This window comes from Acidovorax sp. sif0632, assembly GCF_019218805.1.
Lineage (GTDB): Bacteria > Pseudomonadota > Gammaproteobacteria > Burkholderiales > Burkholderiaceae_C > Acidovorax > Acidovorax facilis.
Map to the genome: position 1 here is coordinate 97,078 of NZ_JAHUWW010000009.1, position 14,298 is coordinate 111,375.

Genomic DNA, 14,298 nt, shown 5'->3' on the forward strand with positions numbered 1-14,298 from the left:
GTTCGTCGGGAATATTTCACATTAAGAAATGCAAAAGCGCCTCAGAGTTGAGGCGCTTTTCGTTCCTGATAGCGAAGGTTAGTGGGTGCCGGGGCGGTCTGCTTCAGGCTGGGCGCAGTCGGTCGATAGCGAACCGCCGAAGACTGCAAGAAGACAGTTTCCTGATTTTGCCAATCCGCAATGAACGCACGCCCATAAAAAAAGCGCATCAAAATCACTTCCGCCAGACTTGCATCTGTTTACAACGGAATCGGCTAGGCTGAGCGTCGGGGTGAGGCCTACAGCCCCAAGAAACCAGCGGCCTGCATAGGGACCGAGATGGGGTGCTTCATTGCAGCACCGCTTCCGGCTTGTCGAAGGCAAATTTAAGCGCCCAATCAGCAAAGTTCTCTGCTGGCATTGGCCGTGCCACAAAATAGCCCTGTGCAATATCGCAGCCGAGCGCAGCGAGTTTCTCCCAATCTTGCTGCGTTTCCACGCCTTCGTCCACAACCTTTCGTCCTAACGAATGAGCTAGAGCTATCGTTGATTTGACAATGACGGCTGAGTCCCGGGAGACGGACATGCCGCGGACAAATGATTGGTCAATCTTGATGTAGGCAACGGGCAGTTGCAACAAATAGCTGAGCGACGAATAGCCCGTCCCAAAGTCGTCGATATTGAATCGCCCCGGTTTTGAACTGACCCCCAGAAGTTGGATGGTTGCCATTCCGCCAACTAAGTGGTGTTTCTCAGCCGGTACCTCACCCGGCTTAGCCCTTGCTTTCAATCTGAGCTTGATGCGCTCATGGTCGCAGTATTGGATGGAGTCATGCGCGCCCGCTTCGAGCACACCGGCGTGCACAGCACCGCGCTTAGGAAGCACTCAGGCATCAATTTTGCAGCCTCGGACAATAGCGATCGAGATGATCTGGGCCATTTCCAACGTACCTGACTCCACCCCCCAAGGGAGAAGGGGCGCCTGGAGGCTGCCTCGCCAATCCCTGGCTCAAAGTATGCGTTTTCGCGTTGAAGCGTCGGCTCGCACCCCGCATGGATGGAGATAGTCGTTAAATCCAGGCATTCATCCCACTGGCCTCTGGTACGTGGGCTGCTAGGCGTACCAAGAAGCTACCTTTGCGCACCGCCTGCCACCATAGCATCGGCCGCTTGTCCCGGCGCCAGTAGCATCAGCCTCGCGCTCAGAGCCACCAGATCCTGCTGGCGCTGGGTGCTGGTCTTGAGCAGAAGGGTGCTCATCTGCGTGCGTACTGTGCGGATACGCACGCCGCGCGCGTCGGCAAAGTCCTGCGGAGTCCGACCGCGCATCAACGCCAGCAGCAGGGCGCCTTCGGCCGGGCTCAAGCGGTAGGCCTGGCTCACCAGGGCGACGGCGGCGGCCGCGTCCAGCGTTCTCTCCATCAGAACCCAGGCCACTCCAGGGGCCGCGTGGTTCAAGCCCAGCGCAGCCAGATCGCCCACAGCCAGCGAGACCAGCAGCAGTCCGCCCGGCAGCTCGGCGCAGCCACTTTTGCCGCGCATGGACTGCGCGAACAGCGCGCCCAGCGCCGCATCTGTCTGCCGAACGTTTGTGATGCCCGTGAGCAGCTTGCGCAGGCTTCCATGCCCGGGGTTCGCGGCGAGGCGCCGCGCGCGGGCGTTAGCGTGCAGCAGTCGCCCGCCTACGTCAAAGAACAACATGCCCATGGGCAGGCGCTCCATTAGCTCCTCCAGTCCCTGCGTGCGCGTACGCAATGACAGCATCTCGCGGTGCAAGAAGGCGGTGTGCTGCAACGCTCCGAACTCAGCATGAAAGCGCCGCATCTGTTCGGCCGTGAAGCCATCGTCGTCTCTGAGGCGATAGACCGACGCGAACAGGTGGCCCCCGGGGTGCCGCGCGTTCCACCCGCCACCAAACATACGTGTGCCGATGCCGTGTGGGCGCAGGAAATCGTTGTAGAACGCCGTCTGCCGAAAGCGTTGTGCCGCAGGGGCTGGTGCATCTGTAACCACCGAAATGCCGCCGGGGCCAGCTTGGGTGTAGCGCGACATGGCGGCATCCCACAGTGGGTCCTGCTCGCGATACAGCGCGGCGTAACGCAGCGTGGCCTCGGCCGTCACTCCCCTGCCTACCAAAGCAGGCGCACCCTCTGCGGAGGGCGCGTGCAACCAGTATCGCGGGTCGGGGTGTTCGGCAAAGCGCGGCCCCCACTGCGCCAGTTGCTCTGGCCCACTGGCAAGGACGAACCAGCCTATCTGGTCGGCGCCCAGGCTGATGGCATAGCTGTGTAGCGCCTCACCCCAGCGCTCATCGTCGGCCACGGCGCCCAGCAGATCGGTCAGTGCGTGATGCAAGGGTTTTTCCTTTTTAGCGGCGCTGATTGTGCGGGACTGCCGCAACGCGCGCTATTCCTCTGGGAATACCCCGAACCAAATTTGCAACGTTGTGCCAACTAACGCACACATATCGGTCAGGTGACCGATAGCCAGAAAGCACGGGCGTTCCAAGAATCGCGGGATTCTGTTTGCTCTCTGGAGATCCCCCAATGACCACCCCCGCATGGGCCGTTACGGCCCGTCGCGTACTGCACGCCGCCGCGCTGTGCCTGGGCGTTGCCAGCACTGCGCACGGCGCGGGCTGGCAGGCTGCCGGCAGCTATACCGGCGCGCGCTACCAGCACACCTCCACGCAACTGGCCGATGGCCGCGTGCTCCTCGCCGGGGGGCGCGGCAGCGGCGTGCTGGCCAGCACGCAGCTCTACGACACGGCCACGGGTCGCTGGGTTGGCGGCCCCGCACTGCCCGGCCCGCGCGCGGGCCACACGGCCACGCCGCTGCGTGACGGCACGGTGCTGATCGCGGGCGGCGAAGGCGGCAGCGCAGCTTCGGTGCGAGAAGCCGCCACCTTCGACCCGCAGAGCGGCGCGTTCACCGCCACCGACACCACCATGTCGCTGCGCCGCAGCCAGCACACGGCCACGCTACTACAAGACGGCCGCGTGCTCGTCGCCGGCGGTCGGGGCACTGCGGGCCAAGAGGGGCTGAAGTCCGCCGAAATCTACGACCCCGCCACTCGCACCTGGGACAGCACCGGCGCCATGCCAGGGATGGGCGCGCGCCAGCACACGGCCACACTGCTGCGCGACGGACGTGTGTTGGTGGTGGGCGGCATGGATAACGGAGAAAGCCCCACCAACGCAGCTGCCCTTTGGGACCCTGCCACTGGCACCTGGACCAACGCCGCCCCCCTACCCGCGCGGCGCATGAACCACACCGCCACGCTGCTGCCTGACGGCCGCGTGTTCGTGGCAGGCGGCAACAATGCGGACGGCGCGCTGGGCGACACGCTGCTGTACGACGTAGCCACCAACACCTGGACGCCCGCCACCTCGCTGCACGTGGCGCGCACGCTGCACAGCGCCGCGCTGCTGCCCGACGGCCGCGTGCTGCTTGCGGGTGGCGCATCAGACGACGCCAGCGGAACGCCCACAGCGGCAGTGGAAATCTTCAACCCCGCCACCAGTCTGAGCAGTGTCTATGCCCCGATGGCACAGGCACGCGGCCAGCACAGCGCACTGCTGCTGCATACGGGCGAGCTGCTTGTGGCGGGTGGCGAGGGTGCTAGCGGCGCGGTGGCGAGTGCAGAGCGGCTGCAACTAAATTCGCTGGACGCAGCCACCACAGGCCCGTTGCCCGCGCTGCGCCAGAACCATCGAGCCACCGCGTTGCAGGATGGATTGGTACTCGTCACCGGGGGCATCGTGGCCAGCGGTGGCTCGGCCAACCCCTCCGCGACCACGTTGCGGTATGGCATCGCCACCGGCTTGTGGCAGCCTGCAGCTTCGATGGCCGACGCGCGCCGCTACCACACGCAAACCTTGCTGGCCGATGGCCGCGTGCTGGTGGCGGGCGGCTCGGAGGCTCTCGCCAGCGCCGAGCTGTACGACCCCATTGCCAACCAGTGGGCCCCAACGCCCGCGCTGCTGCAGGGCCGCTACGACCACACAGCTACGTTGCTGCCCGGCGGCGACGTACTGGTGGCCGGCGGCAGCAATGGCTTCAGCACCAACGTTGGCATGGCCGAGATCTACCGCCCCAGCGCCAACCTGTGGGTGTCGGCCGGCGCTATGCTGAACTCCCGCCACGGCCACACGGCAACGCTTCTGGCCGATGGCCGTGTGCTCGTGGCCGGCGGCAACGTCGCCAACGGCCAAGGCACCGCGACTGTGGAGTTCTACAACCCCGCGACCGGCGCCTGGACGGCCGGCCCCAGCCTGCAGCAGGCCCGCAACCAGCACACAGCCACGCTGCTTGCCGACGGGCGCGTGCTGGTGGCAGGTGGCCACACCTTCGCCGGAGGCTACTTGGCTAGTGCCGAAATCTACAACCCCGCCACCAACACCTGGCAGGCCACGGGCCCGCTGCAGCAGGCGCGCAATGTGCATACCGCCACACTGCTGGCCGATGGCCGGGTGTTCGTCACTGGGGGTGGCTACAACGGCGGAAGTGTCGCCGCCACTGAGGTGTATGACCCCGGTTCCGGTACGTGGCAAACGGCTGGTCCCATGCCTCAGGCGCGTAGCAGCCACACCGCAACCCTGCTGGCCAACGGGCAGGTGCTGGTGGTGGGTGGGCTGCAGTCGAACTCGGCACCCGCGCTTCTATATGGGCACCAAATCGGCGTGTCTGATGCGCGCCGCCCGCGTATCACGTCCTACCCCGCACAGCTCGCAGTTGGCGCGGCACTGCAACTGCTGGGCCAGCGCTTCACCGGCGACGGCGAAGCCAGCGGCGGCGGCACCAGCCAGTCCGCCACCCCCGCGCCCCTGCTGCGCCTGCAGCGCGTGGACAACGGCGCCGTTGCGTGGCTGCCGGCCTCGGCGTCGGAAGCGGCTAGGTTCACCGCGCGCGCCCTGCCGCCGACCACAGTCCCCGGCCCGTACACGGCCACGCTGTTCGCCAATGGCATGGCTTCCGACTCAGTGCCGATGCTGGTGGTGCCCGCAGGCGGGCCGAACGCCCCGACCAACGTCAATGCCACGCCCGGCGACGCGCAAGTCACCGTGCGGTGGCAGGCACCGGTGGGCGGCACCGCGCCCACGTCTTACACCGTCACCTCCCAGCCCGGCGGCGCGAGCTGCACCGTACAGGCGCCCGCCACTACCTGCACGGTGTCGGGCCTTACCAACGGCACCACCTACACCTTCACCGTCACTGCCAACAACGCTGGCGGCAGCGCGTCGGCCCCGCCCACTGGTGGCGTGGCGCCCGCGCCCAGGCCAGTGGTTGGCGGCGCGCAGGCCATCCCTACGTTGGGCGAATGGGGCGTGCTGCTGCTCGCCGCGCTGATGCTGCTGGCCGGTCTGCACACACGTCGCTTTGTTGTTTGACTATCAAAAGGAGAGCATCTGGCGCTTTCCTGGAAAGCGCTGGATGGCAAAATACATGAAAAAATTCACAATTCCCCATTGGACTACACGCGCCCTGGCCGCATCACTGCTGCTAGTCGGCACCCAGGCTTTCGCGCTGGAGTGCGCCCCAGGCCAATGGCTGGCGGAGTATTTTCCCAACACCAAGCTGGCGGGTAACGCCGTGCTGGAGCGCTGTGAGAGTGGTCCCATCGACTACTACTGGATGACCGACAGCCCAGCCCCCAAGTTGCCGGTGGACGGCTTCTCCGCGCGCTGGACGGCAAGTCTGCCATTCGCTGGGGGCGCCGCTAAGTTCACGACGTACACCGACGACGGTGTGCGCGTGTTCGTAGATGGCAAACGCATCATCAACAACTGGACCGTGCACGGCATCACGATGGACGCGGCCTCCGTGCGTCTCTCGGAAGGCCGCCACACGGTGCGCATGGAGTACTTCGAGGCGGGCGGCGAAGGACTCGCGCAGCTCTTCATTGACGGCACGGCGCCGACCACGCCACCGCCCCAGCCTCCACTTATCCAGGCTTTCACGGCCCAGCCCGACGTGATCGAGGCGGGCAACAGCAGCATCCTCTCGTGGAGTACAGAGAACGCCACGGCCTGTACCGCCACTGGAGGCTGGAGCGGAGAACAGGCAGGCGCTGGTGGCACCAGCGTGCGGCCCACCGTCACCACCACCTACGGCCTGAGCTGCCGCAACGCGGCTGGCTCCACCACGGCGGCATCGGCCACGGTGACCGTACGCAAGACACAGCAGCCCCCCACCATCGGCAGTTTCAGTGCCACGCCCACACGCATCATGGCGGGCCAGAGCGCCCAACTGGCCTGGCAGGCCCACAATGCGACCACCTGCACGGCATCGGGCGGCTGGAGTGGGCCGCGCGCGGCCGAGGGCAACGAACTGGTGCGCCCCGCAGCGAACGCGGCGTACACGCTGACCTGCACCAACACCGCGGGCCAAAGCGTGGCCGCCACCACCCAGGTGGCCGTGGAGGCCACCAATCCGCTGCCACCCGTGGGCGGCGTGACGGCCGCCAGGACCAGCGGCGGGGTGAGCGTGGGATGGAACCCCGCCGCCCAGAGCGGCAAATGGGTCAACGGCTACTACGCGGGTTGGTTCTGGGAAACGTACCCGCCCGAAGCCGTGGACATGGGCACCATGACGCACTTCGTCTTCGGCCGCTATGCGCCCGCGCTCGGTTCACTGCCCGGTGGCCGGGCGGGCGATCTGCTCGAAGGCGCCGGCTCGGGCCACCTGGCCAACGTGGAGGACGCGCTGATCGCCAAGGCCCACGCCGCGGGCGCCAAGGCGGTGATGATGGTGGGCGGAGACAGCGACGGGCCCGGTTTTGTTGCCGCCACCGCCAATGCCACGGTGCGCGCACGCTTCATCAAGAACGTCCTCGACAAAGCCGTCCAGAAGAACTACGACGGCGTGGACATCGATTGGGAAGAGAACCTCGACACGGCGGCTACCCGCGCCCAGGCCCTGGCGCTGCTGCGCGAGCTGCGCGCCGCCTCGGCGCTGCGCGCCCGCTACCAGGCGCCGAACGCGCCGCTGGAACTGAGCTGGCCCGGCTTCTGGGTCAACAAGAACGACCCCGACATCACGCCCTGGCACGCGGAGGTGGCCGCCACAGTCGATCGTTTCAACCTGATGACCTACAGCATGGCCGGCGACTGGGGATGGCAGTCGTGGCACCACTCGCCGCTGTCCGGTGCGGGCGATCTGTACCCGACCTCGATCGAATCGACGGTGCAGGCCTATCTGGACATGGGCATCGCGCGCTCCAAGCTAGGTATCGGCATCGGCCTGTACGGTGCGTACTACAACAGTCCAGTCACGGGGCCGCGCCAGAGCATGGACGGCATGCAAGGCTGGATGAACAACGGCGACTGGGAGAACAACTACCAGCGCTTGGTGAACGACAACGCCTTCAACCGCACGGGCGCCACGTACCACTGGGACGACGTGGCCAAGCAAGGCTACATGACCTACTCGCCACCCTGGAACCGTGGCACGAACACGCCGGTTACCTACCTGAGCTTCGAAGACGAGCGCTCCATCGCCGAGAAAGGCAAATGGGTGCGCGAGCAGGGCCTGGGCGGCACACTGGTGTGGACCATCAACTATGGCTACCTGCCGCAGTCGAACAGCAATCCGCAGATGCAGGCCGTCAAGCAGGCCTTCATCGCAGACAGCGCCACGCGCTACCGCATATACCGCGACGGTGTGGTCATTGCAACGATCACCGGCTTGAGTTACACGGACGTTACGCCCCCGCTCGGTAGCCACTACTACCAAGTCAGCGTCTTGGATGCGGCGGGTAACGAGGGACCACAGTCTGCCCCGGTAACGGTACAGCTCCCCTAAGTGAACAAGAGGATGGCTCGCGCTAGGTCCTAAGCGCTTTGGACCTAGTTTCGTTGAGGAAAATTATCCACAAGTCGAACCAAGCAAGTTCACCTTTCTCGTTCGGTATTACCGAGAAGATCCGAGGCACATCAACGGCCGAGGTGCATCCATCGAGCAGGATGGGTTTGCTACCGCCGAAAGATTTATGCGAAGTCGCAACACGGCTCAATTGGGCGTTGCTGCGTGCTAGCCTATAGGCAAAGTTCTTGCGGTAGTGGAGTTGAGACGGGCGCCAGTCTTGAAAACTCTGACCGCAAGCCACCTCCTGGAGTAGTCAGAGTCCAACATAACCCGTACCGTCCAGTTGATCCCGCTGGCTTTGCGGCCCAAATGACGTTGGGCTTCACAGAAAACATGGTGTCGCGCCTCGACCACATCACCATCGTTGCACCGAGCCTCGACGCGGGATCAGCCTACGTCGAGGCCGCTCTCGGCGTAGCCCCGGGGCCGGGCAGAGAGCATCCGAGCATGGCTACGCATAACCTGCTGCTGTCGCTGGGGTCTTCAGTTTACCTAGAGGTGATTGCTGCTAACCCTGACGCAGCGCCTGTTTCGCGGGCTCGCTGGTTTGGCATCGACGAGATACTGGACGGCACTACACCTCGTTTGGCCGCCTGGGTAGCGAGTACAAATGACATTGCTGCCGCGACCGTGCCTGCCCTTGGTCAGGTTGAGACGATGTACCGTGAGTCCCACACTTGGCAGATGGCGTTCCGTCCCGACGGCGCACTCGCGTTAGATGGAGCTGCGCCGCTATTGATTCAACGGGCCGTTGACGCGAATCCTATCGCAACGATGCCCGCAAGCCCACTTCAGATCAGGGAACTTCAAATACAGCATCCAGCCCCGGAAGAAGTTCTCGCACTCTTTGCCGCCATTCGCCTAGCCTCAATACCGAGCGTCACAGTCGCCCGAGGCGCGACATGTGCTTTGGTTGCAGAGATTCAAACGCCGTCAGGGCTGCGCAGGCTTGGTGGAGCCTAGCCCTCGCTCAAGCGGAGCGCCAACGGCTGCTTTTGGCGGCGATAGTACTCATTCGCTCGCGGTCGTCATATGTCCGCAATCAGCTTGAGCCGGCCTCCCCTAAAGGATTCTGGGGTTTGTCGTTGCAGCGCGATTGGAAGAGTTGACGACTTTAAATTGGCGGCCACTTGGCTAGGCAGTTCGCTAAGCCGCATGGATGCTGGGCGGGTGTTTACGATCAGAATAGTTGCGATTCGGAGATGCGGGCAAGAGCGAAGAAGGAAGCCCCGTGGGAACCGCCTTCATCCTCGATCCCCGCGCCGGATGCGCAAAACGCGCAGGGATAGACAGCTGCTTGCCGAGGCATAGGCGTAGCAACAAACTGGGCTCCCAGTGGGAGCCCAGTTTGCTTGCCTGACAGTGAGGAAAACACTCCCCATGGCAGCAGCACCCGCGAAGTGCCGCCACCAGGGGAAGGCCCGCAACTGCGTCAATTACATGGCGCTGAATTCGCCGTGGGGAATCTTGCCGGTGCGCAGGGCTTCGGCTGCCTGGGCACGCACTGCAGCCCGGTCCGCTGTGGAGGTGTATGTCACCACGCGCGAGCCAGCGGGTTCCTGGCTGCGGGTCTGGGCCACCGTGGCGGCTTCCGCTTGCACTTCAGCACGGGTGCGGTTGGTGTCGAACTGGAGCGCAAATTGCGAGCCATCGGCTTCGTCAGCGTGGACGCCGAAAGAGGCGAAAGCAGCAACAGCGGCTATAGAGAGGAAACGGGCAGTCGTGTTCATGGTGCAAATCCTTGGACAAAAGCGTCTCAAAAAAAGCCGGAACAAAGCGCCAAAAGCGGATGCTGAAAACTACTTCAAACCGGGTTCGGTGAGTCGCCTTGCGGGCTCGGCTCATCGATGGATTGAACTGTACGCCGGTGCTGTTCAGAGAAAAACTATCCAGTCGCAAACTAACTGTTCCAGTATTGGAAACAATTGATCTGCTGCGCCAAGAAGCGCTTCGCAGGGAGGGGGTATGCAGGGATTGGAGGCCCATGGGCGTATTTCACCCACTAGGTTTCACGGTGAGAAACTCTGGTGCCCGGGCCTGCGACGCCGGGAAAGCGTGGAGCTGTCGAACTGCTCCACGTCAGTCAGAGCCTGGGCGATGCAGACCACCCGCCGGTGGCGGTGCAGGTGACCTTGCACGGGGCGTCAGCCCTTCGGCAGCCTGTTGTGCGCAGGTGGTGGTCCGGCTTGAGATGTGTGGGGCCAAATTGTCGAAGCGTCTGTTCTCGATCTCCGGCTAGATCGTAGACACGTGCTCAGTGCTGCACGTACGGGAAATGCCTGCACCGCACGCGCAGCGTTTGCCGCGTCTGGCTACTTTTTCAAGGGGCAGGTGTTGATACCCAGCAGTGTGTAGGCGGGGCAGAAGCGGAACAGGCCGGTGGCCAAGGGGACGACGCCCAACCAGCCCCACCATCCCACAGTGTTGGTGGCAGCCAAGGCAATCAGCACCAAGCCTGCCACGATGCGCAGCACGCGATCGATGGTTCCAACGTTGACGTTCATGACAATTCCTTTGGGTTACGCATGGGCCCCGGGGGCGGGACCTTTCTTGCACAGGAGGTGGAGCATGGCTGATGCACCACCGAATCAGTCGAAAGACGGTGGCTCGGGAGACGCCACGGGTTTGCCCGCCGCAGCCCAGGCGTCAAAGCCGCCTGCGATGGACTGCACCTGCAGGTAGCCCATCTCGCGCATGGCGCAGGCTGCCAAGGCGGCCCTCCCGCTGGTCTTGCAGTACACCACCACCTTCAGATCGCGCGAGGTGAGTGCAGGCGTGCTGCTGAGCTTGAACTCCAGAACGCCGCGCGAGGCGTGGATGGCACCGGGTATGTGTCCGGCCTGGTACTCATCGGCCTCACGCACGTCGATGAGCACATCGGCCAGTTTGATGGCTTCATCGGCTTGGTCGATGGGGACTTCATGGACCTGGGCTTTCGCCGCAGCCACGAGATCGTGGGCTGTTTTCATCGGATGTTTCCTCAAGTAGTGTGACGGTGGATATGCCTTGGTGTCATTTGAGGACGGCGTTGTTGGCGTCCAGCACTTTCAGCACGATGGGAATGCCCTGCCCCACGCTCTGGGTTACCGTGCAATAGCTTTCGAACTGGCCCAGCACGCGGTCCAGGTGTTGCAGTTGTGTGGCAGGTACGCCCAGTTGCAAGGTGGCGTCCATGCGCAGCACACGCAGGCGTCCCTCTGGGTTGCGGCCCACCTGGGCCACCACGGTGGCGGTTAGGGGCTCCGGTGACTGTTTGAATTTGCGCAGCGCAAACAGCAGGGAGTCACTCAGGCAGTTGCCCACCGCTGCGCAAAGCAGCTGCACCGGCGATGGGCCCTTGCCCGAGCCCAACGGGGCGGGTTCATCGCCGATCAGGTGGGGGACGGTGCCGCCAAAATGGATGTCAAAGCGGTAGTCCTTTTGCTGGACCAGCTCAACGGTGACTTGTTTGTTGCTCATGGAAATCTCCGGGATCTTCTGAGGGGGCTCGTGGATAGCGTGTCACAGCGCGTTCACGGGAATCTTGAGATAGGTCATGCCGTTGTCTTCTGCCGGGGGCATCGCCCCGGCCCTGATGTTGACCTGCACCGAGGGCAGGATGAGAACGGGCATGTCGAGCGTTGCATCGCGCCGGGTGCGCAGTTCAACGAATGCCGCTTCGGTCATGCCGTCGTGCACGTGGATGTTGTGGGCGCGCTGATCGGCGACCGTGGTCTGCCAGGCTGGGGCGCGCTCCGCGGGGGGGTAGTCGTGGCACATGAAAAGGCGGGTCTGTGCGGGCAGGCTGAGCAGCTTGCGCACCGACTGGTACAGCGTGTGCGCATTGCCACCCGGGAAGTCGCAGCGCGCGGTGCCGACGTCGGGCATGAACAGGGTGTCGCCCACCAACACGGCGTCTGCGATCTGGTACGCCATGCACGCAGGGGTGTGGCCCGGCACGGCCAGCGCCTTGGCTTCGAGCTGGCCAATAGAAAACACTTCTTCGTCGTGCAGCAGGTGGTCGAACTGACGGCCATCCGCGTGGAACTCTGGCTCCAGGTGGAAGATGGCTTTGAACACCTCTTGCACCTGGGTGATCGCGGCTCCGATGGCGATTTTCCCTCCCAGCTTGCTGCGAAGGTAGTGCGCGGCGGACAGGTGGTCGGCATGGGCATGGGTTTCCAGAATCCATTGCACGGTCAACCCCTTGCTCTGGACGAAAGCTACCAGGCGATCCGCAGAATGCGTGCGGGTGCGGCCTGATTTTGCGTCGTAGTCCAGCACCGAATCCACCAGTGCGCAGTGGCCCCCGGGTTCGTCAAACACCACGTAGCTCACGGTCCAGGTCGCGTCGTCAAAGAAGGCTTCTATCTGGGGCTTCACGGGGGTCTCCTGTTGCAGGTTCGATGGACACAATGCTCCGAGTGTGGCGGTGGCAAGCGCCAGATCCCATCAGTCGCGTTCGATGGGGCGGCCCAGCTGCAGGGCCACACTGCTCACACCGCCGCCATTGGACACCTGGCTATAGCCTTGCGTGCGCAACCACTGGACTGCCATGCCCGAGCGAGCGCCCGAAAGGCAGCAAAGCACCATCGGTTGGTCGCGGTGCGGCAGCGCTGCAGCGGCTTGCTGGGCCAGGCTGTCCAGCGGCAGGTTGATGGAGCCAGCCACATGGCCTGCTGCGAATTCGCCGGGCGAACGGACATCGACGACCAGGGGAAGCGTGGGGGCGGGGTGGGGGTTCATGGCGCTGGCGGGGTGAGGGTGTGGGATGAGGGCATGGTTGGAGGCGTTCAAGGCGTGGGCGGGGCCAGCATGTGCGCTGTGTCGGTGGCCGCTTGCAACGCGGCCTCATCCAGTTGGCCCGCCAACGCCATCAGCTGCAGGCGTTCTTGCGCCATGCGGGTCTGGTGCCCCAGCAGGTTGGATTGCGACTGCATGGCGTCATTGTGTGCCTGCAGCAAATCCAGTGTGGTGCGGTCGCCCACCTGGCGACCCAGTTGGGTCGCCTGCAACCGGACCTGGGCCGACCTGAGCGCCGACTCCAGGGCCTGGGTCCGGGCGGCCCCAGCCTGCAGGTGCAGCCAGCTGGTGCGTACCTGCTGGGCGACGGCAAGCCGGGCGCTGTCGAGGTCGGCCTGGGCCTTGTCCTGAAGGCGCAGCAGTTCCTGCTGGCGCGCATCAAGTTGGCCACCGGTGTACAGCGGCACCTGGATTTGCACACCCACCATGTACTGGCGTGCGGAGTTGCTGGCCGAGCCCCACCGGCCTGATCCTGACAGGTGGTCGCCTCCCGTCTGGGCCACCAGGTCCACCTTGGTGCTGGCAAAACGCGCCGCCTTGGTTGCCTCTTGCTCGGCCAGTGCGAGGGCCTGCGCCTGGGTGCGCACCTGGAGGTTGTCCTGCGCGGCGAGATTCAGCCAGTGAGGCAGGGGCGCGAGGGGTTTGCCATCGCGCAAGGCGGTGGTTTCGTTGCCCGACGAGGCTGGCAGGTGCAGGGGGGGCAGTTGCGCAGGACTCCAGCCTGTGGTCTGGGCCAGAGCCTGGCGCGCAATCTGCATCTCAACATCGGCAGCCTGCACCAGTGCAGCGTTGGCCTGCGCGCGCGCCTCGGCTTCGCGCACATCCGTGATCGGCGAGTCCCCCAATGCAAAGCGGTCCTGCGCCTCTTTGAGAGCCTGATCGGTTGCCTCCTGCTGGCGCAGTAGCAACGCGCGCTGCTGCTGCGCCAGCACGGCCGAGAAGTATTGCTGGGCCGTTCGCAGCATCAGCTGTTGCTGCACCGAGGCGGCCTGCAGTTCTGCCAGATCGGCGGACAGCAGCAGCTGGCGCCCCTGTGCGCTGCGCTCGGGGTTGTACAGTGGCATGCGCGCCTCCACACCCCAGCGTGTACCCGGGCCGCTGCGGACCGAGGTGTCAAAACCCACCCCAGAGGTCTGTGGTGTCCCTGGCATGGAAAACGCGGCCCCCTGGGCGGAGGTCTGTGAGCCCATCGCGCCTGCCGCAGCCTGGGCCGTCACAGAGGGGCTCCATAAGCGGCTGGCCTGCACGCGGCGGGCCTCGCCTGCGGCGCGTGTGGCCGCCGCTGCTGCCATGTCCGGGTGTTGCTGCCGTGCGGCCAGCCAAGCCTCGTGCAAATCTGCCGCCTGGGCTGCACCCATGCCGCAGGCCAGCAAGGCAGCGCTCAGGAGGAGTTTGCGCATGGCGTGGTCCTCCTTAGCAGCCTGGGCGCACGCCCAGCTTGCGCAAGATGGTCTCCATCAGGCACCACTTGGTGAGCCCACTCTGCAGCAGGTTCACGCCCACAAACGCCGTGAAGGCCAGCCACCACTGGCTGGCAAAAACAGGGCTGCCGGGAATGCCCAACGCCAGAGAAAGCAGGATGAAGGTGCCTGCGACCAAACGAACGATTTGCCAGGTTGTCATGATGAACTCCTTGTTAAGAAACGATAGAAACTGGGGGGGGGCTTGGTC

Annotated in this window: 12 protein-coding genes and 1 pseudogene; 3 read left to right on the plus strand and 10 right to left on the minus strand. The window is 64.5% G+C overall.

The genetic code is table 11. The features are described from left to right. Positions 1–328: 328 nt before the first annotated feature. Positions 329–658: pseudogene (locus KW832_RS23405) on the minus strand (EAL domain-containing protein); the annotation flags it as partial. 452 nt (positions 659–1,110) lie between these two features. Beyond that, positions 1,111–2,334 (minus strand): helix-turn-helix transcriptional regulator, encoded by a 1,224-nt coding sequence (locus KW832_RS23410; RefSeq protein ID WP_255577925.1) that lies wholly within the window; start codon positions 2,332–2,334, stop codon positions 1,111–1,113. Positions 2,335–2,525: 191 nt separating this feature from the next. Here KW832_RS23410 and KW832_RS23415 point away from each other — a divergent pair, with 191 nt between their 5' ends. The 3 genes from KW832_RS23415 to KW832_RS23425 all read left to right on the plus strand — a co-directional run bounded on the left by KW832_RS23415 (position 2,526) and on the right by KW832_RS23425 (position 8,808). After that, positions 2,526–5,369, plus strand: coding sequence for an IPTL-CTERM sorting domain-containing protein (locus tag KW832_RS23415; RefSeq protein WP_218301657.1), 2,844 nt, complete (start codon positions 2,526–2,528; stop codon positions 5,367–5,369). A 55-nt stretch (positions 5,370–5,424) separates the two neighbouring features. Continuing rightward, positions 5,425–7,782, plus strand: coding sequence for a glycosyl hydrolase family 18 protein (locus KW832_RS23420; RefSeq protein ID WP_218301658.1), 2,358 nt, complete (start codon positions 5,425–5,427; stop codon positions 7,780–7,782). 372 nt (positions 7,783–8,154) lie between these two features. Next, positions 8,155–8,808, plus strand: coding sequence for a VOC family protein (locus KW832_RS23425; RefSeq protein ID WP_218301659.1), 654 nt, complete (start codon positions 8,155–8,157; stop codon positions 8,806–8,808). A gap of 473 nt (positions 8,809–9,281) precedes the next feature. Here the strand turns inward: KW832_RS23425 and KW832_RS23430 are convergent, their stop codons facing one another. The 8 genes from KW832_RS23430 to KW832_RS23465 all read right to left on the minus strand — a co-directional run bounded on the left by KW832_RS23430 (position 9,282) and on the right by KW832_RS23465 (position 14,250). Further along, positions 9,282–9,575, minus strand: coding sequence for a hypothetical protein (locus KW832_RS23430; RefSeq protein ID WP_055396511.1), 294 nt, complete (start codon positions 9,573–9,575; stop codon positions 9,282–9,284). Positions 9,576–10,157: 582 nt separating this feature from the next. Continuing rightward, positions 10,158–10,349: a DUF2892 domain-containing protein gene (locus tag KW832_RS23435; protein WP_121421177.1), complete on the minus strand. Its 192-nt coding sequence runs from the start codon at positions 10,347–10,349 to the stop codon at positions 10,158–10,160. 84 nt (positions 10,350–10,433) lie between these two features. Next, the gene (locus KW832_RS23440) at positions 10,434–10,814 is read right to left on the minus strand and encodes a rhodanese-like domain-containing protein (protein ID WP_218301660.1); all 381 of its coding nucleotides are present in this window, start codon (positions 10,812–10,814) and stop codon (positions 10,434–10,436) included. 43 nt (positions 10,815–10,857) lie between these two features. Then, positions 10,858–11,304: an OsmC family protein gene (locus tag KW832_RS23445; RefSeq protein ID WP_218301661.1), complete on the minus strand. Its 447-nt coding sequence runs from the start codon at positions 11,302–11,304 to the stop codon at positions 10,858–10,860. Between the two features lie 42 nt (positions 11,305–11,346). Further along, positions 11,347–12,207, minus strand: a complete 861-nt coding sequence (locus tag KW832_RS23450) for an MBL fold metallo-hydrolase (protein ID WP_218301662.1) — start codon at positions 12,205–12,207, stop codon at positions 11,347–11,349. Positions 12,208–12,276: 69 nt separating this feature from the next. Further along, complete coding sequence (locus KW832_RS23455; protein WP_233559562.1) at positions 12,277–12,621, minus strand: rhodanese-like domain-containing protein; 345 nt, start codon at positions 12,619–12,621, stop codon at positions 12,277–12,279. Further along, positions 12,618–14,027 carry a TolC family protein gene (locus tag KW832_RS23460; RefSeq protein WP_218301663.1) on the minus strand — a complete coding sequence of 470 codons (1,410 nt, stop codon included), beginning with the start codon at positions 14,025–14,027 and terminating at the stop codon, positions 12,618–12,620. Before KW832_RS23460 ends, KW832_RS23455 begins: the two co-directional genes overlap by 4 nt. A 13-nt stretch (positions 14,028–14,040) precedes the next feature. Beyond that, positions 14,041–14,250, minus strand: a complete 210-nt coding sequence (locus tag KW832_RS23465) for a DUF2892 domain-containing protein (RefSeq protein WP_055395335.1) — start codon at positions 14,248–14,250, stop codon at positions 14,041–14,043. Positions 14,251–14,298 lie beyond the last annotated feature (48 nt).

What these genes read in the sequence shown, in the direction of transcription:
- KW832_RS23420 (WP_218301658.1), top strand. Translation starts at nt 5,425, where the DNA reads ATGAAAAAATTCACAATTCCCCATTGGACTACACGCGCCCTGGCCGCA.
- KW832_RS23440 (WP_218301660.1), bottom strand. Translation starts at nt 10,814, where the DNA reads ATGAAAACAGCCCACGATCTCGTGGCTGCGGCGAAAGCCCAGGTCCAT.
- KW832_RS23435 (WP_121421177.1), bottom strand. Translation starts at nt 10,349, where the DNA reads ATGAACGTCAACGTTGGAACCATCGATCGCGTGCTGCGCATCGTGGCA.
- KW832_RS23460 (WP_218301663.1), bottom strand. Translation starts at nt 14,027, where the DNA reads ATGCGCAAACTCCTCCTGAGCGCTGCCTTGCTGGCCTGCGGCATGGGT.
- KW832_RS23445 (WP_218301661.1), bottom strand. Translation starts at nt 11,304, where the DNA reads ATGAGCAACAAACAAGTCACCGTTGAGCTGGTCCAGCAAAAGGACTAC.
- KW832_RS23415 (WP_218301657.1), top strand. Translation starts at nt 2,526, where the DNA reads ATGACCACCCCCGCATGGGCCGTTACGGCCCGTCGCGTACTGCACGCC.
- KW832_RS23425 (WP_218301659.1), top strand. Translation starts at nt 8,155, where the DNA reads ATGACGTTGGGCTTCACAGAAAACATGGTGTCGCGCCTCGACCACATC.
- KW832_RS23465 (WP_055395335.1), bottom strand. Translation starts at nt 14,250, where the DNA reads ATGACAACCTGGCAAATCGTTCGTTTGGTCGCAGGCACCTTCATCCTG.
- KW832_RS23430 (WP_055396511.1), bottom strand. Translation starts at nt 9,575, where the DNA reads ATGAACACGACTGCCCGTTTCCTCTCTATAGCCGCTGTTGCTGCTTTC.